The sequence below is a fragment of the uncultured Chitinophaga sp. genome (assembly GCF_937874145.1).
Lineage (GTDB): Bacteria > Bacteroidota > Bacteroidia > Chitinophagales > Chitinophagaceae > Chitinophaga.
In genome coordinates, this window is record NZ_CALNBI010000344.1 from 1 (window position 1) to 19,744 (window position 19,744).

Below are 19,744 nucleotides of genomic sequence, written 5' to 3' on the forward strand. Positions count from 1 at the left end.
GCCCCATCATCAACCTCAAAACGGTGGAAGGCAACCAGCTGTTCCGCACCATCGCCGAAGAGATCGCCACGCTGGTGAAGAAGTTCAACGGTTCGCTCAGCGGCGAACATGGCGACGGAAGGCTGCGCGGTGAATTCATCGCGCAGATGATCGGGCCGCGGAATTACGAACTGCTGCGCCAGGTGAAGTACACCTGGGACCCGGAGAATATCTTCAACCCGCATAAGATCGTGGATACGCCGTCGATGAACTCCATGCTGCGGTACGAGCCCGGCAAAAAAGCGCCGGATATCAAAACGGTCTTCCATTTCCCGGAGCAGACGATCCTTCAGCACGCGGAGCAAAGCAACGGCTCGGGCGACTGCCGCAAAACGCACCTCAGCGGCGGCACCATGTGCCCCAGCTACATGGCCACCCGCAACGAAAAGGACACCACGCGCGCCAGGGCCAACATCCTCCGCGAGTTCCTCACCAACAGCACGAAAGCGAACAAATTCGACCATAAAGAAATTTACGACGTGCTCGACCTCTGCCTGGCCTGCAAGGGCTGTAAGGGCGAATGCCCGTCGAATGTAGACGTGGCGAAGCTGAAAATGGAATTCCTCCAGCATTATTACGATGCCAACGGCATTCCGCTGCGCACGCGCATGATCGGCAACTTCACGCGGCTGACGGGCCTCGCGGCCATTGCGCCGGGCGTGTACAACTTCCTCGTGAAGAACAAAGCCACCTCGCAGCTCATCAAAAAGTTCAGCGGCTTCGCGCCTGACCGTTCCATGCCCACGCTGCAAAGCACCACGCTGCGCAAATGGCTGCGGCGCAATCCCGCGCCGGCAAAGGGCGGGAAGAAAGTATACCTTTTCTGCGACGAATTCACGAATTACAACGATACCCATGTAGGCATCAAAGCGGTGCAGCTGCTGCGCAGGCTGGGCTACGACGTGGTGCCGGTAGACCATCCGGAAAGTGCGAGGGCCTTGCTGTCGAAGGGTTTCCTGCGGCAGGCGAAAGTGTTTGCGGAGAAGAACGTGTCGCTGTTCAGCGGCATTGTTACGGCGGATGCGCCGCTGATCGGTATCGAGCCCAGCGCCATCCTCACCTTCCGCGACGAATACCCCGACCTGGTGGGCGACGCCCTCCGCGAACAGGCGAGATCGCTGGCGAAAAACGTGTTCCTCATCGATGAATTTTTGGCGGCGGAAGCCGACAAAGGCGCGATTCACAGCGGGATGTTCCGCGCGGCGGACCGCAACATCAAGCTGCACGGGCATTGCCAGCAGAAAGCCTTATCGTCGGTACTGCACAGCAAGAAAATCCTCAGCCTCCCGAAAGGCTATACGGTGGATGTGATCCCTTCGGGGTGCTGCGGCATGGCAGGATCTTTCGGGTATGAGAAAGAGCATTTCGAGGTGTCGATGAACATCGGGGAACTGGTGCTGTTCCCGGCGGTGCGCAAAGCCGGCGAATCGGCGCTGATCGCGGCTCCCGGCACCAGCTGCCGCCACCAGATCAAAGACGGTACGGGCGCGCATGCGATGCACCCCGTCGAAATCCTGTATGATGCGCTGATGTAAGGCGTTCATGATACTTTTTTCAAGCGGAAATCCGAAGGCAACATACGGTTTTCCGCTTTTTTTTGACTTGCAGAAATGGACAAAAAACTTGCAGGAAAGGAGATTTTTGCAACCAGCCACCAAAAAGAAAAGCGGCGCTCTGCGGCGCCGCCTTCCGGGTCATTCCAATCATTGTATAGTCGAAAAACTTATCGCTTTACGAAAAATTCCCCGCCGGTAGGGCCATCGTACCCGATGAACCACTTGCCGGCCAGGCTGTCGTCTTTCTCAAGGGTGGCATGGAAGGAGAACGTATTATCCGTGCCCTGCTCGTATTTGTAGCGGGCGTACAGCTTCTTCCCGTTCCGGATGTAGATGCCGTTGGCTTTCATCGATTGCGTGGCGCCCACGTCGTGAACGATCAGCTTCCCGTTCTGGTAGAATTCCATCCGGAAGTGGCCGAAATAACCGGCGAAAACGGTGTCTCCATGTTGATTCCCGTAAGAATATCCGTACCTGCCCGTCCAGGTACCCTGTATAACATCTGAAGGTTGCTGTGGTTGCGGCTGGCGGGATTTTTTGCACGCAAAAAAGGCTATGGCGGTGCATAGCAGGAGCATGGTTCGAAGCATGGCGATGGGGTTTAAACAGGGCAAAATTAGCCGGTTCCCCGGCGAGAAACAACCACATAATTATGTGATCCCCACGAACAAATGGCGGCGGTCGCCTGTTAAAATGGAGAATATGAATCCATCAGCCCGACTCATCACCACATTCCTATGCTTGCTGGCCGGCCACACCGGATCTGTTCGCGCCCAATCGGGCGAACTGAAGCTGGAAGACTGTTTCCGCCTCGCCCGCCACAAGAACCTGGCCGTGGAGCAGGCCCGCCGGTCGCTGAACGCCCGGCAATACCAACTGGAAGCCGAACAGGCCACCTATTTTCCGAAGATCGATCTGCTGGCGGGGTATAATTACCTGAGCCGTCCGCTCGAAATCAACCTCCAGCAGGTGAAAGACGGGATCGTGACGGGCTCCTCTTCCCAGAGCGTCAACACCGCCAATTCGGTCTACAAAGAGATCACCGGCAACGACCTGCCGCAAAGCGTGCAGGATGTGGTGTACAAGGCTTCCGAGAACATCATCAACACCTTCTACCCCGATTACAACCCCGCGCTGAGCAAGCAAAGTTATTTCACGGCGGCCCTCGCGCTGCGGCAGCCGATTTACCTCGGTGGCAAACTGGCCACGGCCCGCAACATCGCCCGGGCGGAATATGACGCCGGCATCGTAAACCTGGAACTGGTGGAAAAACAGATGGATTTCATGCTGGCGGCGGCTTACATTAAAATATTGTACGTCAACGCCATGATGGCTTCGCAGGCGCGGATCGTAACGGCCATGGAGCGCAACGAGCGCTACGCCGCTTCGCTGGTGAAGAACGAGATCATCCCGCCGTACCAACGCAACTGGGCCACGGTAGCGCTGACGTATGCCCGCAGCCGTATGCATAACCTGGAACTGGAAAAGATCAACGGGCTCGTGGAGCTCAAGCGCCTGATGCAGCTCCCCCAGGATACAACGCTCCTCATCACCGACACCCTTCGTTACGCCCGCGTTGCGGACGCCGCGCCGCCGCCGGGCTTCTGGAAAGGCAATCCCGCCTGGAAGGCGGTCGACACCAAAACCGCTCTGGCCGAAACCACCGTAAAAGCCAGCCGCTCCCTCCAGCTACCCAACATCTTCGGCATCGCCAGCCTCAACCTCTACCAGCGCGACCTCCCGGTAACTACGCCGCCCTGGCTGGTAGGCGTGGAAATGCAGTGGAACCTCTTCAGCGGGTTCTCCCGCGAAAAGCGCGTGAAAGCCACCAAACAGCTCGTGGAAGAAGCCCGCATCGCGTCGGACAACACCCAGGCCCTGCTGGAAGCTTCCGCCACGGTGGTCCGCAACAAAGTGATGGTGCTGGAACGTGATATGCAAAGCCTCCTGCAGGCGCGCGACCAGGCGCAGCTTACCACCACCCAGGTGCAGGAACGCCTGGCGGAGCAGCTTGCTTCCGTGAAGGATGTGAACGACGCGCTGCTGGTGGAAGAAGAACTGGGCAAAGCTTATTATACTTCGCTGTTCGCTTACTTGCTGGCAGCGGCAGAATACTATAACATACTTGGAACTCCGCAACAAATCTCCGCTTTGATACAATGAAAAGATTCTTCACTCAATACTGGGCGCTCCTCATTCCCGTCGTGATCCTGCTGATCGCCGTGCTGTTCCTCATCCGGCAGTCGCCGGCGGCGGAAAACCAGTTCCTCGGCATGGTAGACGCGTCGTATGTAGACGTGGCCGCCGAATTCCCCGGCCGCCTGGATTCCCTGTTCGTGGAGCAGGGCGATACGGTGAAACAGGGGCAGCTCCTCGGCGTGCTGCGCACCACGGAGATCAACGCCATCCGCGCTCAGGCCGAAGCTGCCATCGAAGCGGCGCAGTCGCAGGTAAAACTGCTGGAGAAAGGCGCCCGCCCCGAGATCATCCGCAACGCGGGCAACCTTTACAAAATCGCGCAGGACCAGTACGACCTCGCCCGGAAAACCTACGAGCGGATGGAAAGGCTGTACAGCGACAGCGTGGTATCTGGCACGGAGCGCGATATCATCCACTTCAAATACCAGGCGGCCAAAAAGGAAATGGAGATCGCGCGGCTAAACCAGGAGATGCTGGAGAAAGGCACCCAGCCCGAAATCATCCAGACCGCCACCGCCATCCTCAAGCAGGCGGAACAGGGATACGAACTCACCAAAGCACTCACCGACAATACCCGCATCCACGCACCGGCCGACGGCATCATTTCATCACTGGTCATCCACCAGGGCGAGATCGTGAGCATCGGCTACCCGATGATGACGTTGCAGAAAACGCTTTCTTATTTCATCCGTTTCAACATCCGGCAGGACAAGGCTGCGGCGTACCCGCTGGGCGCCAGGGCCCGCGTGAAGGTGCCCGGCTGCGATCCGGAACAGTTCGAAGTGCAGGTATCCGCCGTTTCGCCTTCCCTTGAATTTGCCAATTGGGTGCCCACGAAAGAGAAAGGCGCGTTTGAGCTGCGGACGTTTACCATCGAGATGAAACCCGTCAACGTCACCGGCATCCAGGGCCTCCGGCCGGGGATGACCGCATCGCTCGTTACGCCATGATCCGCGCCATCGCACAGATCGCGCTCAGGGAATGGAAACGCATCCTCACCCGGAAAGACCATTACATTGTTTTGCTCGTCCTTCCCGCGTTCCTGTTCTTCTTCTACGCCTTCATCTTCGACAAGCAGCAGGCGGAAGACTTGCCTGTGGCCGTTTGGGACGACGACCGCTCCCCTGTTTCCCGCCAGATCACGTTCCTGCTCGAACAAACCGCCAGCATCCATATCACGCATGCCGTGAGCAGCGAAACCGAGATGCGGCAGCTCATGCAGGAAAAAAAGATCATCGGCGCGGTGCATTTCCCGAAAAACATGGAAGCGGATATCAAGAGCCGGCACCCGGTGAAAGTGGCGGTTTATACCAACGCATCGGCCCTCATCCCGAGCAAGCTGGTGTATAAAGACGCATCCACGGTGATCATTACGGCCGGGTCCGGCGTCAACCTGCAGAAATTCATGAAAACGGGGATGACGCAGGGAAAGGCCATGGCGCTCATCATGCCGGTGAGCCTCGAACTGTTTACGCTGTACAATCCCACGTATAATTATCAAAACTACCTCGTGCCGGGGCTGGTGACGGTGGCCATGATGATGATGATCATTATGGTGACGGTGCTCATGTTCAATAAAGAATGGGAAGAAGGCACCGCGCCCGAAATGTCCGCGATCGGCAAAGGGCACGCCGGGATTGTGTTTACGGGCAAAACGATCGCACACCTCACCGCTTCCTGGGTGAATTTCGCGCTGGTGTTCGGCGTGATCTTCCCTATTTTTTCCATGTACCATGCCGGCACCTGGTGGAATTTGTTCGTGATGTTCAACCTCATGTCCCTTGCCTGTATCGGGATCGGCGCGATGGTATCGGTGTTGATGATGGATGTGATGCTGGCGCTGGATTTCGGGATCTTTTACACGTCCCCGGCGTTCGTATTCAGCGGGTTTACTTTCCCGAGATGGGGCATGCCCTGGTACGATCAATATTATGCGGCTATCATGCCCTACACGCCATTCCTGGATGCGTTCTTCAAACTGTATTTCATGGAGCTGCCGTTGCGGTATGCAGGCCCGGAAGCGCTGCGGCTCCTGTTGTTCATAGGGTTTACATGCTTCATCGCCGTTTTCTTCCTGCAGAAGCGGCTACATAAAACGCCGTCCCATGCTGTTCCGCTTGCTGCTTCGTGAAGTTAAAAGAGTGGCCGCTGATCATAGCCTGATCCTGACGCTGCTGCTGGCGCCGCTGGTGTACGTGTTCTTTTACGGCAGTATATATCAGTATAAGGCCGAGGAGGAAGTCCCCATTGCGGTGGTGGACGAAGACCGCACCGGCCTTTCCCAAACGCTGATCACGCAGATCGACAACTCGCAGATGGTGAAAGTGGCCCTGCGCACCACGCTGGAAGGCGCGAAGGAAAGCATGTACCATGGCCATACGCAGGGTTTCCTGTATATCGAAAAAGGGATGGAACAAAAGGTGCTGTCGCTCCGGCAGGCGAACATGGTGCTGGCCGTGAACGCCGCGCGCTTCCTGCCTTCCAGCGAAGTGGCCGGCGCCATCACGCAGATAGGCCTTACCGTGGGCGCGGGCGTGCGGTTGCAATACCTGCAGAAAAAAGGGATGAATACCGAAATGAGCATGCAGGAAGTGATGCCCCTCAACGTTGATTACCGCCCGATGTTCAACAGCCGTTCGGATTATGGCACGTTTTTGTTGCCCGGTTTGATTGCCATGATACTACAGCAAACATTACTCATCGGCCTGGCCGGCGGCTCCGCGGCCGAAAGGCAGCGCGGCTCGCTCCGCGAATGGATACAAACTGCCGGGGGCAACGCTTCCACGGCCCTCTGGGGCAAAGGCATGTTTTACTTCCTGCTCTTCTGCGCGTATGCTTACTTCTTCCTGACGGTCAACTTCCGCGTACTGGAATTGCAGATATTGGGAAGCGGCTGGGAACTGGCGCTGATCACGGTGATATTTCTGCTGTCGCTTATCCCGATGGGCATTTTCACCGGGCTGCTCTTTAAATCGCAACTGTTGGCCACACAGCTGATGGTCTTCTCGACATACCCCATCTTCCTTATCACCGGCTACAGCTGGCCTTTGTCGGAAATGCCGCCGTTTATCAAAGCCGTTTCCTACATGCTCCCCATCACGCCGTTCCTCGGTTTGTACCAGGGCATCGTGCAGCAGGGGGCGCATATTACGGACAGGCTGCCGGACCTGTATCACCTCATGGCGCTGTGGTGTTTTTATACCGCTGTCTGCCTTTGGAAGATGCGCCGCCTCGAAAAACAAAACATCGTCGCCCATGCGGTCTAAAGGCGGCATACTGATCACGCTCATGCTGGGCACGATCATGTCGTCGCTCGACAGCTCCATCGTGAACATCTCGCTGCCCATCATGCAGGAACAGTTCGGCAGCCGGATGGATGAAGTGCAGTGGGTGGTGACGGCCTACATGATGGCGTTCTCCGTTTTCATGCCGCTGACCAACTGGCTGAAGAACCGGATCGGCTTTTTCAACCTGTACGTCACGAGCCTGGGCATTTTCACCATCGGATCGTTGCTGTGCAGCCTGTCGGGTTCCCTGGAAGGACTGGTAGCGAGCCGCATCGTGCAGGCCATTGGCGGCGGGGCTTTGCAGCCAACGGTGCTGGCCATGCTCACGTATATTTTCCCGCCGGAGATCAGGGGGAAGATGATGGGCTGGTGGGGATTCGGCGTGGTGATCGGGCCGGCGCTGGGGCCTACATTGGGCGGGGTGCTGACCGAGCACCTGGGGTGGCCTTCCATCTTCTGGATCAACGTGCCCATCGGCGTTATTACCCTCGTCATGTGTTATGTGTACCTCGGGTTTATGCGGCAACAGGAGAAGACGAAACAGCGCTTCGATACGCCGGGCTTCGCTTTGCTCACTACATTCCTCGTTACGCTGCAGCTGGGGATTTCGCGGCTGGAGAAAGACAGCACCACCCTGCTGGGGTTCATCGCATACTTTACCGTGGCGGCCTTATCGCTGGTATTTTTCATTCTTTGGGAAAGAAACCGCCGCGACGGGATCTACGACATCCGGATTTTCCGTAACTGGCCTTTCGTTTCCGCGCTGATGGTGACTTCCGTTCGGTCGGCGGCGTTGTTTGGCGGGGTGTTTCTCCTGCCCTTCCTGTTGCAGCGGCATATGCATTTTTCTGAAATGAATGCCGGGCTGCTGCTCCTCCCCGCTTCGGTGACGCTGGCGCTCATGATGCCGTTGGCCGGGAACTGGGTGGATCATCATAGTCCGCGCGGGATCGCCATCGTGGGACTGCTGCTGCTGTCGGTGACGATGGTATTGTTTGGACGGATGGACGTGGGCAGTGGCGTGGCGTTTATCGTGATCACGATGCTCATCCGCGGCGTGGGACTGGGCTGCCTGATGACACCGGTGACGGTGGCCACAGTGAACGCCGTGCCGCGCCCCCTCATCACGCAGGCTTCTTCGCTCAACAACCTCGTGCTCCAGGTATCGGGGGCGATCGGTGTGGCGGTATTGTCGGTGGTGCACCAGCAGGTGGGTGATTATTACCTGGCGCGCGGCTACAGCGCGCCTTCGGCCGAGCACCTGGCGTTGCAATACAGTTTCAGCATATCGGCGGCATTACTGGTGGTGGCAGTGGTGCCCGCGCTTTTTATTTCCAACCGGCGGGCGCAAAAGCACCTGCCGCCCACGCCGGCAACGGTAAAAATTCCGTAATTTGGCGCATGCAGAAGACACCAGGGCCTATCGGCGTTTTTGATTCGGGTTACGGCGGGTTGACCGTTTTGAAAGAGATCGTGAAAACCTTGCCCGCATACGATTACATCTACCTGGGCGACAATGGCCGCGCACCTTACGGCGGCCGTTCTTACGAGACCGTTTACCACTACACGCTCGAATGTGTGCAGCACCTGTTCAACATGGGTTGCCACCTGGTGGTGCTGGCCTGCAACACGGCTTCGGCCAAGGCATTGCGGACCATCCAGCAAAACGATCTGCCGAAGATCGACCCGGAGCGCAGGGTGCTGGGCATTATCCGGCCAACTACCGAGATCGTGGGGAATTATTCGCGCAGCCGGAACGTGGGGGTCTTCGGGACGGCGGGCACCGTCAATTCCCAGAGTTATCCTATTGAGATCGAGAAGTTCTTCCCGGACGTGACGGTATTCCAGCAGGCCTGCCCGATGTGGGTGCCGTTGGTGGAGAATGCGGAATACGAGAGCGAGGGGGCGGATTTCTTCATCCGGAAATACATCCGGCAGCTGATGGTGCAGTCGGAAGACATTGATACCATCGTGCTGGGGTGTACGCATTACCCCTTGCTGGCCGACAAGATCCGGCAATATCTGCCGGGGGATGTGACCTTGTTGTCGCAGGGAACGATTGCGGCGGCGGGGCTGGCCGATTACCTGGAGCGGCACCCGGAAATCCGGGAGAAATGCAGTATGGGGGGCACGCGAACTTTTTACACGACAGACGATACGGCTACGTTCGACCGGCAGGCGGGGATATTTTTCGAGCAGCCGGTAGAGAGCAGGCACCTGGTATTGTAGGGATGTAAAAAATCCGTACATTGGAGAGGAACTTTTCATCTAAATTCACTTCACTATGCTAAGTAAATCAATACAGGACGCACTGAATGCGCAGGTAGGGCTGGAAGCAGCGTCGTCGCAGGCGTACCTGGCGATGGCTTCCTGGGCCGATATCCAACCGGGGCTCCAGGGCGTTGCCGACTTTTTCTACCAGCAATCCGACGAGGAAAGGGTGCATATGCTGAAGCTTCTCAAGTTCATCAACGAGCGGGGCGGTTTTGGCGTGGTGCCTGAGCTGAAGCAGCCCATCATTACGTTCCTTTCGCTGAAACGCGCGTTCGAGGAGTTTCTGACCCATGAGATCAAGGTGTCGGAAAGCATCAACGACCTGGTACACCAGGCCCTGCAGGAAAAAGACTATGCCACGCATAACTTCCTTCAATGGTATGTATCCGAGCAAATCGAGGAGGAAAGACTGGCCCGCACGCTGAACGATAAGCTGGAGCTTATCGGGGAAGACAAGAGCGGCCTTTACCTGTTCGACCGCGACATTCTGAACTACCGCGCCCAGGTTGCCCGGGGCGGTAAATAGGGAGCGCATAAAATCATGATCACGACCGGCGAAAGCCGGTCTTTTTTTTGCCTGGTAATAAAGGAAGAGCCGCCCTACGCTGATAGCCCCACCTGTCGCCACACGTATCGTACACCTTTCCGCTACTTGAAGTTGACTGAAAAAACAGAAAAAACCACGCGGATGCGTGGTTTCGGAGGTTATACCGGCGGCTGAGCATAGACGCCGGATTTGAATAATGCTAACAAAGTCGCGGTGAGTTTGTCAACTTAGATGCCAGACAAAGGGTATATGCAAAACTTTCATTTTCCTTCAGGTTAGCCGGGCAGGTTTGTACCGTTGCATACACCTTACCCGCGAATACGGGCTCAAACGCTTGCTGGCAGGAATCTCTGTAAGAATATGCCAAAATTAGTGCAAACGTTTCCTTAATCTTCTTCCTTATCCTCCACCGTCTGCGCCTCGCGGTTCTTTTGGGCGCGAATGGTTTTGAGGTGCCCGGTGGGGGTTTTGCCGTAGTGGTAATTGAAGAGGCGGGAAAAGTGCCCGAGGTCGGAGAAGCCGGTCATATAGGCGATTTCGGTGAGCGAGTATTTCTCCTGTTCCATGAGGTCCACAGCCCGTTCCATGCGCTTTTTGCGGATGTATTCACCGAAACTCATGTCTTCGACATCGTTGGAGAATTCGTCGTTGAGGTAGTATGGATTGGCGTCGAGCTTGCGGGCGAGGCCGGGCAGGCTGAGGCAGATATTGGTATCTACCTGGTCCTGCACCAGGGCGGAGAGCTCCTGCATCCATTCGGGCTTGGGCTTACGTTCGGCATAGCGTTGCGTGAGGAAGCGGTGGAATATTTCCATGAGCACGTGTTCGGAGTACGCAGGCGGTTTGGTGATGCCGGGGAGTTGGCTGGCCCAGCTGTAAAGGGCGTCGTAAAAGATGATGCCCTGGCGGGTGAGCTCTTCGCCGGGCGGGATGTTAAGGGCGAGGCCTTCCGCGATGGCGCGGAAGCCCGCTGCCTGCGGACAGGGCTCATTGCGCAGGGGCGTGAGGCTGCGGATTACCGGAGACATGACTGCCAGTGCGGGGTCGGGCAATGAATGGCGGCGCAGGAAAATATCGAACAGGCAGGTGTGCACGCCGTAAGTGAAATAATCGGTGCCACGCAGCCCGAACGGAATGGCTTTTTCAGCCCTGGCGAAAAAGATCACCCGGGGCTCGGGGAGGTACGTAATATCTGCTTCCGGATCGATGAGCTTTTTGATGAGCCAGATGCAGGCGATACGGTCGAGGGTCGGATGTTCACAGGTTACCCATTTCATAATTAGACGCGGTTTATGATATGATTTGAAGATGGTTAAGAGGTAGAAAATGAAACTTTTCAGTCATATTCCCTGTTAACCGATTCCTAATCGATGAAAATCTTCCCGGAAACCGCTGCAACAACGGAGTTGCAGGACTTATTGTCTTTACAACACAATCCCATCCGCACAATTTTCTGCAAAAAAAATTTGGACATGCGGGAATAATTGTATTATTTGGCTTAAAATGCAAACGATTGCACTTATTTCGTGCAAACGATTGCAGTTAAATGGGCGCAACCAAAATTACACGTATCAAGAAATGAGAAAATAGTACCAGGACAGCTGAATTCCATACCATGTTATGATGATCTTTGGACGAACGTTATGAAAATCACCGGCAAATTCCCTTCCCTGCCGGTAAAACTTACATCGGTCAGATCTATACGTCTTTACAGGAATGAAGTTGGCCATTAATCTATGAAATGAGCGCCGGTCAAGCGCTCCGGTAGAACACGTTATAAAAATGCCAATCACAATCACCAGTCAAAACTGATTTTTGATGAGAAAATTTCACGTTAGAAAGCTGCTGCTGCTACCCGGCGCAGGCTTCCTGGCAGCAGGCCTCTGGGCTATTCCCGCCCACGCGGTCAATTACAGTCCGGATCCCCCCGCAGGCGCCAGCTCCAGTTGGGCCGCCGTCAACGGTTCCGTAACCGACGATTTCGGCAAGCCCATCGCCGGCGTGACGGTCCGCCGCAAATCCGGCGCCGGTAACGCCGTAACAGACGCAGACGGAAACTTCTCCCTTTCCGCAGACCCCGGCGAAACGCTCGTGTTCTCGCACCCGGGTTTCCGCATCACCGAGGCTGCCGCATCCGCCGGTAATGACATACGGGTGCAAATGCTCCCCTCCCTGCAGGACAGCGACTCCGTGTACAACATCCTCTACGGCCGGCAACGCAAAGCCACCACCGTGCAATCCGTTGCCCAGCTCGGCTCCCGCGACCTCAACCGCACCTTCTCCACCAGCCTGCACGGCATGATGGCAGGAAGACTGGCGGGCTACAACGTCAGCTATACCCCGGGCATCCCGGGAGAAGAATCCTTCTCCCCCAACCTCCGCGGCCAGTCGCCCATGATCATGATCGACGGCGCCCCGGCGCGCAACATGACCAACATCAACCCCGAGCAGATCGAATCCGTGACGCTGCTCAAGGATGCATTGGCCACCGCGATGTACGGCATGCGCGCCTCCAACGGGGTGCTGCTCATCACCACCCGCAAAGGCGATAAAGCCAGCGGCCAGCGCATCTCCTTTACGGCGGGCGTGGGCACTTCGCAGATGCTGAAGGAATACAAACCCCTCAGTTCCTACGATTACGCCCGGCTCTATAACGAAGCCCTCGCCAACGACGGACAGCCTGCCATCTATTCCCAGCAGGACCTCGACCATTACCGCAACGGCACCGATCCTTACGGCCACCCGGACGTGGACTGGCGCAAGGAAGTGCTGAACAAAAACGCCCTCATGCAGCGGTACGACCTGAACATCTCCGGCTCCCGCGGCAATGCGCGTTATTTCGTGGACCTGAACTACACCAACCAGGCCGGCCCCTTCAAAACAGAAGGTTTCAATAAATACAACACCAACGCCGATATGCAGCGGTACCTGATCCGCTCCAATGTGGACGTGCAGATCAACCGCAGCATCTCCGCCAGCCTCAACCTGGCCGGCCGCATACAGAATAACAACGAACCCGGTGGTTTCGGTCCCAACATCATGGCCGGCATCCACAACACCCCGCGCAACGCCGCACCGGTGACGAACCCCGACGGCTCGCTCGGCGGAAATAATACGTACGAAAACAACCTGTACGGCGCCACCGTGCGAAGCGGCTACGCCAACCTTTACGGGCGCGACATCAACGCCGAACTGAACATCCGCGCGGATCTCGGCGATATCACCAGGGGCCTCTGGTTCCGGGTGGGCGGTTCCTTCTACACGAACTTCACCGAATACATCGTGCGCACCAAGCAAAACGCCGTGTACCAGCTGTACGTGGATCCCGCCACCGGCGATACCAGCTATCTCAAGACCGGCGAGGACACCGACATGGTGAACGTGCGCGAATCCAGCACCACCGAGCGTTTCTTCTATACCGACGCGCAACTGGGCTGGACGCGCGGGTTCGGCAACCACCACTTCAACGCCATGATCGGCGCCAATTACGACAACCGTATCCTGGGCTCCCAGCTGCCGCAGTTCTTCCTCGGCACCAACGCCCGCCTGCAGTACGATTACGCCGGGAAGTACCTCTTCGAAGCCGCCATCGGCTACAACGGCACCAACCGCTACCACCCCGACCGCCGCTATGGCGCGTTCCCGGCTTTCGGTATCGGCTGGAACATCGCCAAAGAAGACTTCCTGAACAAGGACTGGGTGAACATGCTGAAACTGCGCGCCACCTACGGCCTCACCGGCAACGCCTTCAACGCCACCCGCACCTCCGGATCGGGCGAGTCGTATTTCGTGTACAACCAGTATTACGTAAACGGCACCGGCTACAGCTTCGGGAATTCGCATTCCGCCGTTACAGGCGTGCGGGAAGGCGCCCTCAACAATCCTTACGTTTCCTGGGAAAAAGCCCGCAAGTTCAATGTAGGCGTAGATGTGGAGCTGCTCGACAGCAGGCTCGCCTTCACCGCTGAATATTACAACGATCTCTATTACGACCTGCTCCAGGCGCGCGGCACCAATACGGCGCTCCTCGGCATCGGTTATCCTGAAGAAAACATCGGCAAGCAACGCCGCAAGGGCATGGAATTTACCGCTACCTATCGCGGAACCGCCGGCAAGCTCAGTTATTACGCTTCGGGCAACCTGGCGGTGTACCATGGCCTGGATGAATTCCTGGATGAAACATACCGTCCGTATCCCTGGCTGTACCGCACCGGCAACTACACCGGCCAGAGCTATGGCTACCTTGCGGAAGGGCTTTTCCAGAGCGAAGCCGAGATCGACCGCAGCGCCTGGATCGATGGTTACCGGCCCCAGCCCGGCGACATCAAATACAAAGACCTGAACGGCGACAACCGGATCAACGCCTTTGACCAGACGATGATCACGCCCGGCAAACCGAATATCAACTACGGCCTGAACCTGGGCCTGGGCTGGAAAGGCTTTGACCTGGCCGTTCTCATCCAGGGAGTGGGGAACCGCTATTCCAATGTGCGGCTCGCGGAATTCGAAAACAACGGCCAGGGCAATGCCTGGGAACACCACCTCGGCCGCTGGACGCCCGAGACGGCCGCTTCCGCCACTTATCCCCGCCTGACGGTAGGCACCAATTTCAACAATTCCCGTACTTCCAGCTATTGGATCCGCAACACTTCGTTTGTGCGGCTGCGCAATGCCGAACTGGGGTATAACCTGCCGGAGACTTTCGCGCGCAGGTTCCGCCTTGCTTCCGCCCGCTTCTTCCTGAACGGCACCAATTTGCTGACCTGGTCGAAGTTCAAAGATTCCGATCCGGAAAACCTGCTCGGCAATTACCCGGCCAGCCGCGTGATGTACGCCGGCCTTACCATCAAACTTTAATGCGCACCATCATGAAAAAACTCATCTACATCATACCTGCATTTGCACTGTTCGCCACGGTGGGGTGCAATAAAAACCTGGAGGAAGGTCCGCTGGAAAACCTCGACTCGTCCTTCATTTTCGACCCGGTAGACAAGAACGGCTCCTATGCCGAACAGTTCCTGAACGATATCTATGGCAACATGCCCAACGGCTGGAACCGTATCGGAAACTCCATGCTCGACGCCGCTACAGACGATGCCGTGCCTTCGCAGCGCGGGAGCTCTATTGAAGACCTCCGCTTCGGCCGCTTCGACGCGTTCGGCAACCCCGACGATGTATGGTCGGCGCGCTACACCAGCATCCGGAAGGTGAACGTCTTCCTTGCCAACATCGGCAAAGTGCCGATCATCGACGAAACGAAGGACTTCTGGAAAGCCGAAGCCCGTTTCCTGCGCGCCTATTCCTACTTCGAGCTGCTGAAACGCTACGGCGGCGTTCCGCTCATGGGCGACAGGATCGGCACCCTCGCCGAAGACCTCCAGCTTCCCCGCAGCTCATTTGAAGACTGTGTGAATTACATTTCCGCCGAACTGGATGCCATCAAGCCACTCGTGCGCACATACACCAACACCGGCGGCGACTATGGCCGTATCACGAATACAGCCGTGCTGGCCCTTCAATCCAGGCTGCACCTCTATGCCGCCAGCCCGCTCTTCAACGCCGGCAACCTCGCCACCGCCAACCGCGAACTGACCGGTTACACCGATGTTTCCGACGCTGCCGTGAAAGCCCGCTGGGAAAAAGCCGCCGCCGTTTCCAAAGAACTGCTCGACCTGAACCTTCATACCATCGAATCCAACTACCCCGGCGTATTCATCACCCGTAACAGCAAGGAGATCATCCTCTCCTACCTCCGCGCCAACACCAGCGACGTGGAGCAGAACAACGGGCCCGTAGGCTACACGAAATTCAGCCACAGGGGGTATACCAGTCCAACCGAAGAACTGGCCGAAGCTTTCCTTATGAAAAACGGCAAGCCTATCACCGATCCCACATCCGGCTACGACCCCAACGCCCCCGCCGTGGGCCGCGACAATCGGTTCCAGCATGTGTTTTTCTACAACGGCGTGCGCTGGATGAGAAGGCCGGTGGAAACGTTTGAAGGCGGGCTCGACCGTCCGGGCGGCAACCGCACCCAAACACAGACAGGCTATTATCTCCGCAAGTTCATGTACGACGCCAACAACGCCACTTCGCTGGGCACGCAGCCGCACAACTTCCCGCTTTTCCGCAACGCGGAGATTTTCCTCAACTACGCGGAAGCGCTGACGGAAGCAAATGCCACCACGCAAACGGCAGCCGTAACGGCACTGAACAGGATACGCAACAGGGGCGGATTCAACGACCCTATTCCCAATTCGGTTTCCAGGGACGACCTGCGGCAACTGATCCGCAACGAGCGCCGCGTGGAGCTTTGCTTTGAAGAGCACCGCTACTGGGATATACGCCGCTGGATGATCGCCAAACAGGTACTCGGCGGCGACCTGCACGGCCAGCGCATCGTCCGCAACGACGACGGAACCCTCACCTACACCCGCGTTTCGGTGGGCCAGGTGAACTTCTCGGACCGCATGTATCTCTATGCCATCCCGCAGGCCGAGATGTACAGAAACCGCAACCTGAAACAAAATCCCCTTTGGTAATCCGATAAAGCTTCCGTTATGAAAAAGATATTTTCCACCCTTATACTGATCTGCCTGTTCGTCCAGGCCATGGCCCAGGACGTGCGCAGAAACGTGAGGGGCACCGTCAGGGACGCCAACGGAGCCATTCCGGGGGTGACTATTTTCGAAAAGGACGTGCCCGGCAACGGCACCACTACCACCGAAACGGGCACTTTCAACCTGTCTGTCCGCGGGAAAAGCAATATTCTCGTTTTCAAATTCGTGGGCTACCTCTGTCCGTCGCTGGAACGCGGAATCATGGAGAAGTCAACATCGCCGGCAAAAGCGAAATCAACGTTACGTTGCAGCAAGATGTGAAGGGGCTGGAAGAAGTGATGGTCGTGGGTTACGGCCGCACCACCAAACTCAGCAACACCGTAGCCACCAGCTCCGTAACGGGCGACGAGATCCGCCGCGTACCCACCGCCAGCCTGCAGAACGCACTGGTGGGCAAGCTGCCCGGCTTTTTGGCCATGCAGCGTTCGGGCCAGCCCGGCCGCGATGGTGCGGAGTTCCTCATCCGCGGCGCATCCACCTTCTCCGGCAACAGGAACCTGACGCCGCTGATCATCGTGGACGACGTGGAATTTACCGGTAACTTCTCCGACATCGATCCCGAGCAGGTGGCGAGTGTGACCATCCTGAAAGACGCGGCTTCCGCCGCCGTTTACGGGATCAAGGGCGCCAACGGCGTTATCGTGGTGACCACCATCCGCGGGCAGAGCGGGAAAGCGCAGATCCGGCTGACGAGCAACTACGGCCGCCAGGGCAACAGCATCCGCCCGCGCTTCCTCAGCGCTTACGACCATGCGCGCCTGCGCAACGACGCACTGGTGAGCGACGGTTTGCCGAAAGAATATACCGACGAAGACCTGGACCACTGGAAAAACGGCACCGATCCTTACGGGCATCCCGACATCGACTGGTGGGACGAGCTGATCCGCAAATCCACTACCCAGACCAAGAACAACCTCAGCATTACCGGCGGTTCGGACAAGATGCGGTACTTCATTTCGGTGGGGCACCTCTTCCAGAACGGTATCCTGAAAGATTTCCGCGAGCCCGGCTCTTCCGTGAACCCGAACTATTACCTCAAACGCTACAACTACCGCAGCAACCTCGACTTCCAGGTGACGCCCACGCTGGACCTGGGGCTGGATGTATCCGGGTATTTCGGGGAAGAAAACGAGCCCAACACACGCGGCCGCGCCAACCGGAACAAGATCTGGTTTGAACTGTATGATTACAAGGCGCTGCCGCCTATGGCTTATCCCATCTACAACCCTGACGGCACTTTCGGCGCCGCGCCGGAAACAGTGGTAACGGGTAATGGTGCTGGCAACAACATCGTGGGCAGATTGATGAAAGGCGGATACAGGAGAGATTTTGAGAACGATATGCAGGTGAACCTCCGCGCCTCCCAGAAACTGAATTTCATCGCATCCGGCCTGAAGCTTTCCGCGCTCGTGAGCTATTCCAGCAACCAGGGCTTCAGCCGCGACCTCGGGCGTACCAACTTCCTTTCGTTCATTTACAACAGCAAAAACCAGACGTACACCCCGCTGCTGCCCAATACCTACCGCGACGAGAAATATTCGCTCGGCAGTACCGCCACCACCGTGGAGAAGCGCCTCAACACGCAGCTGTCCCTCAACTACGACACCACTTTCGGCCGCGACCACCACGTGTATGCGCTCGTGCTGCTGAACCAGTTCTCTGAAACGGAAGGAGCTGCTTTGCCGGAAAATTTCCGGGGGTATACTTTCCGTTTGGGATATGATTACCGGAAGAAATACCTCATCGAGTTCAATGGCGCGTACAACGGCACCGACCGCTTCAAGGCCAGCAACCGCTACGGCTTCTTCCCGGCAGTGTCCGGCGGCTGGAACATCGCGGAGGAGCCTTTCTTCAAGAACAACGTCAATTTCATGGACCTGCTGAAGATCAGGGGGTCCATCGGGATGACGGGCACCGACGATATCAACAACACCTATCAATACCTCTACGAGCACGTGTATAACAACGGCCTGGGATATAACTTCGGTGAAAGCCCGCGCAGCTTTTCCGGGATTTACGAAGGCGTGCTCGGGAACGAGAACGTAAGCTGGGAAAAAGAGTTGCAATGGAACGTGGGTACGGATATGAACTTTTTCAAGAATAAGCTGTCGTTCACGGCGGAAGTGTTCAAAAGAAAAAGGACCGACATCCTGCTGCCCCGCCAGAGCCTCAGTTCCATCATCGGTATCGGCCTGCCGCCGTCTAACCTGGCGCAGGTTTCCAACCGTGGCTTCGAGCTGAACCTGAATTACAACAACAAGATCGGCCAGTTCAATTACCGGATCAATGCGAATACTTCCGTAGCCAAAAACCGGATCGACTTCATGGACGAAGGCGCTCCTCCCTATTCCTGGCTGCGCCAGACGGGCGGGCAAACCAACCGCGAGCTGGGATACGTAACGGAAGGATTTTATTATGATGAGGCGGATGTGGACAGAAGCCCGCTCCCCGTGGGCCCCAGGCCGCTGCCTGGCGATCTGAAGTATAAGGATTTGAATAACGACGGGAAGATCGACCCTTACGACATGGCTTACAACCGGTATTCCAACACCCCCACCACGCAATATGCGATGACGCTGGGCGGTGACTGGAAAGGCCTGAGCTTCTCCATAACGTTCCAGTCGGCCACCAACTTCGTGCTGAGCCAGTTTGCAGAAGCGGTGACGCCTTTCTTCGGCAACCTCCGCCAGGTGCACCTCGATGCCTGGACCCCGGCAAACCGCGACAACGCGAAGTTCCCGCGGATCTCCACTATGGACAACATCAGCAACGCCCTTAGCAACCCTTCTGACTTCTGGACGGTGAAAGGCGATTACATCAAGCTGCGCAACGCCGAGATCGGTTATACGGTGCCCCGCCGCATCACCAGCTCGCTGCGCCTGCAGCAGGTGAGGATCTACGCCAACGGCTCCAACCTCCTGACCTGGATGCTCGGCCCGAACCTGTACGACCTCGATCCTGAGGTTTCGTCGAAAACGGAAGGCGGGGTATACCCGACGCAGCGCGTTTACAACGTAGGCCTGAACGTTAACTTTTAAAACCGGACAAACATGAAAAGCATCTATAAAATCTGTTTCGCCGCGATGGCAAGTGCGGGCGTCTTCACGTCCTGCGCGAAGAAAGACCTGCTGGACCCTACGGTTGTGCGGACGTTGAACGAGGAGCTGACGTTCAGCGACAGCGTCCGGACCGTGGCTTTCGTAACCGCGATCTACAGTGAGC

Annotated in this window: 14 protein-coding genes; 12 read left to right on the top strand and 2 right to left on the bottom strand. The window is 57.0% G+C overall.

Features of this window, described 5'->3' with window-relative positions:
• The coding region (locus Q0510_RS16895) for an FAD-linked oxidase C-terminal domain-containing protein (protein ID WP_298714444.1) at positions 1 to 1,574 on the top strand (1,574 nt) is incomplete at its 5' end.
• A 188-nt stretch (positions 1,575 to 1,762) separates the two neighbouring features.
• Here Q0510_RS16895 and Q0510_RS16900 read toward each other — a convergent pair.
• Entirely contained in the window at positions 1,763 to 2,185 is a 423-nt protein-coding gene (locus Q0510_RS16900) for a hypothetical protein (RefSeq protein ID WP_298714447.1), read from the bottom strand.
• 112 nt (positions 2,186 to 2,297) lie between these two features.
• On the opposite strand from Q0510_RS16900, the gene Q0510_RS16905 reads away from it, so the two are divergent.
• Genes Q0510_RS16905 through Q0510_RS16935 form a run of 7 tightly spaced genes read left to right on the top strand, consistent with a single transcriptional unit; the run spans position 2,298 to position 9,881 of the window.
• Entirely contained in the window at positions 2,298 to 3,758 is a 1,461-nt protein-coding gene (locus tag Q0510_RS16905; protein ID WP_298714450.1) for a TolC family protein, read from the top strand.
• A complete protein-coding gene (locus Q0510_RS16910; RefSeq protein ID WP_298714452.1) occupies positions 3,755 to 4,744 on the top strand; it encodes a biotin/lipoyl-binding protein in 990 nt (329 codons plus the stop codon). Before Q0510_RS16905 ends, Q0510_RS16910 begins: the two co-directional genes overlap by 4 nt.
• Positions 4,741 to 5,925 carry an ABC transporter permease gene (locus Q0510_RS16915; protein ID WP_298714455.1) on the top strand — a complete coding sequence of 395 codons (1,185 nt, stop codon included), beginning with the start codon at positions 4,741 to 4,743 and terminating at the stop codon, positions 5,923 to 5,925. Before Q0510_RS16910 ends, Q0510_RS16915 begins: the two co-directional genes overlap by 4 nt.
• Positions 5,900 to 7,060, top strand: a complete 1,161-nt coding sequence (locus tag Q0510_RS16920; RefSeq protein ID WP_298714458.1) for an ABC transporter permease — start codon at positions 5,900 to 5,902, stop codon at positions 7,058 to 7,060. Before Q0510_RS16915 ends, Q0510_RS16920 begins: the two co-directional genes overlap by 26 nt.
• The gene (locus Q0510_RS16925) at positions 7,050 to 8,474 is read left to right on the top strand and encodes a DHA2 family efflux MFS transporter permease subunit (protein WP_298714461.1); all 1,425 of its coding nucleotides are present in this window, start codon (positions 7,050 to 7,052) and stop codon (positions 8,472 to 8,474) included. The genes Q0510_RS16920 and Q0510_RS16925 overlap by 11 nt, the downstream gene beginning before the upstream one ends.
• A gap of 8 nt (positions 8,475 to 8,482) precedes the next feature.
• On the top strand, positions 8,483 to 9,310 hold the full coding sequence (murI, locus tag Q0510_RS16930) for a glutamate racemase (protein ID WP_298714464.1): 828 nt from the start codon (positions 8,483 to 8,485) through the stop codon (positions 9,308 to 9,310).
• 55 nt (positions 9,311 to 9,365) lie between these two features.
• Positions 9,366 to 9,881, top strand: coding sequence for a ferritin (locus Q0510_RS16935; protein ID WP_298714467.1), 516 nt, complete (start codon positions 9,366 to 9,368; stop codon positions 9,879 to 9,881).
• Positions 9,882 to 10,288: 407 nt separating this feature from the next.
• Here the strand turns inward: Q0510_RS16935 and Q0510_RS16940 are convergent, their stop codons facing one another.
• Positions 10,289 to 11,179 carry a chromate resistance protein ChrB domain-containing protein gene (locus Q0510_RS16940; protein WP_298714470.1) on the bottom strand — a complete coding sequence of 297 codons (891 nt, stop codon included), beginning with the start codon at positions 11,177 to 11,179 and terminating at the stop codon, positions 10,289 to 10,291.
• 541 nt (positions 11,180 to 11,720) lie between these two features.
• Between Q0510_RS16940 and Q0510_RS16945 the strand changes: the two genes are divergently transcribed.
• The 4 genes from Q0510_RS16945 to Q0510_RS16960 are packed head-to-tail and all read left to right on the top strand — an operon-like array spanning position 11,721 to position 19,560.
• On the top strand, positions 11,721 to 14,759 hold the full coding sequence (locus Q0510_RS16945; RefSeq protein WP_298714473.1) for a TonB-dependent receptor: 3,039 nt from the start codon (positions 11,721 to 11,723) through the stop codon (positions 14,757 to 14,759).
• Between the two features lie 11 nt (positions 14,760 to 14,770).
• Positions 14,771 to 16,444, top strand: coding sequence for a RagB/SusD family nutrient uptake outer membrane protein (locus Q0510_RS16950; protein WP_298714476.1), 1,674 nt, complete (start codon positions 14,771 to 14,773; stop codon positions 16,442 to 16,444).
• A gap of 18 nt (positions 16,445 to 16,462) precedes the next feature.
• Entirely contained in the window at positions 16,463 to 16,783 is a 321-nt protein-coding gene (locus Q0510_RS16955) for a carboxypeptidase-like regulatory domain-containing protein (protein ID WP_298714479.1), read from the top strand.
• Positions 16,768 to 19,560 carry a TonB-dependent receptor gene (locus tag Q0510_RS16960; protein ID WP_298714482.1) on the top strand — a complete coding sequence of 931 codons (2,793 nt, stop codon included), beginning with the start codon at positions 16,768 to 16,770 and terminating at the stop codon, positions 19,558 to 19,560. Before Q0510_RS16955 ends, Q0510_RS16960 begins: the two co-directional genes overlap by 16 nt.
• Positions 19,561 to 19,744 lie beyond the last annotated feature (184 nt).

Coding starts and splice junctions, on each gene's coding strand:
- Q0510_RS16900 (WP_298714447.1), bottom strand. CDS start 2,185: ATGCTTCGAACCATGCTCCTGCTATGCACCGCCATAGCCTTTTTTGCG.
- Q0510_RS16905 (WP_298714450.1), top strand. CDS start 2,298: ATGAATCCATCAGCCCGACTCATCACCACATTCCTATGCTTGCTGGCC.
- Q0510_RS16910 (WP_298714452.1), top strand. CDS start 3,755: ATGAAAAGATTCTTCACTCAATACTGGGCGCTCCTCATTCCCGTCGTG.
- Q0510_RS16915 (WP_298714455.1), top strand. CDS start 4,741: ATGATCCGCGCCATCGCACAGATCGCGCTCAGGGAATGGAAACGCATC.
- Q0510_RS16920 (WP_298714458.1), top strand. CDS start 5,900: ATGCTGTTCCGCTTGCTGCTTCGTGAAGTTAAAAGAGTGGCCGCTGAT.
- Q0510_RS16925 (WP_298714461.1), top strand. CDS start 7,050: ATGCGGTCTAAAGGCGGCATACTGATCACGCTCATGCTGGGCACGATC.
- murI (WP_298714464.1), top strand. CDS start 8,483: ATGCAGAAGACACCAGGGCCTATCGGCGTTTTTGATTCGGGTTACGGC.
- Q0510_RS16935 (WP_298714467.1), top strand. CDS start 9,366: ATGCTAAGTAAATCAATACAGGACGCACTGAATGCGCAGGTAGGGCTG.
- Q0510_RS16940 (WP_298714470.1), bottom strand. CDS start 11,179: ATGAAATGGGTAACCTGTGAACATCCGACCCTCGACCGTATCGCCTGC.
- Q0510_RS16945 (WP_298714473.1), top strand. CDS start 11,721: ATGAGAAAATTTCACGTTAGAAAGCTGCTGCTGCTACCCGGCGCAGGC.
- Q0510_RS16950 (WP_298714476.1), top strand. CDS start 14,771: ATGAAAAAACTCATCTACATCATACCTGCATTTGCACTGTTCGCCACG.
- Q0510_RS16955 (WP_298714479.1), top strand. CDS start 16,463: ATGAAAAAGATATTTTCCACCCTTATACTGATCTGCCTGTTCGTCCAG.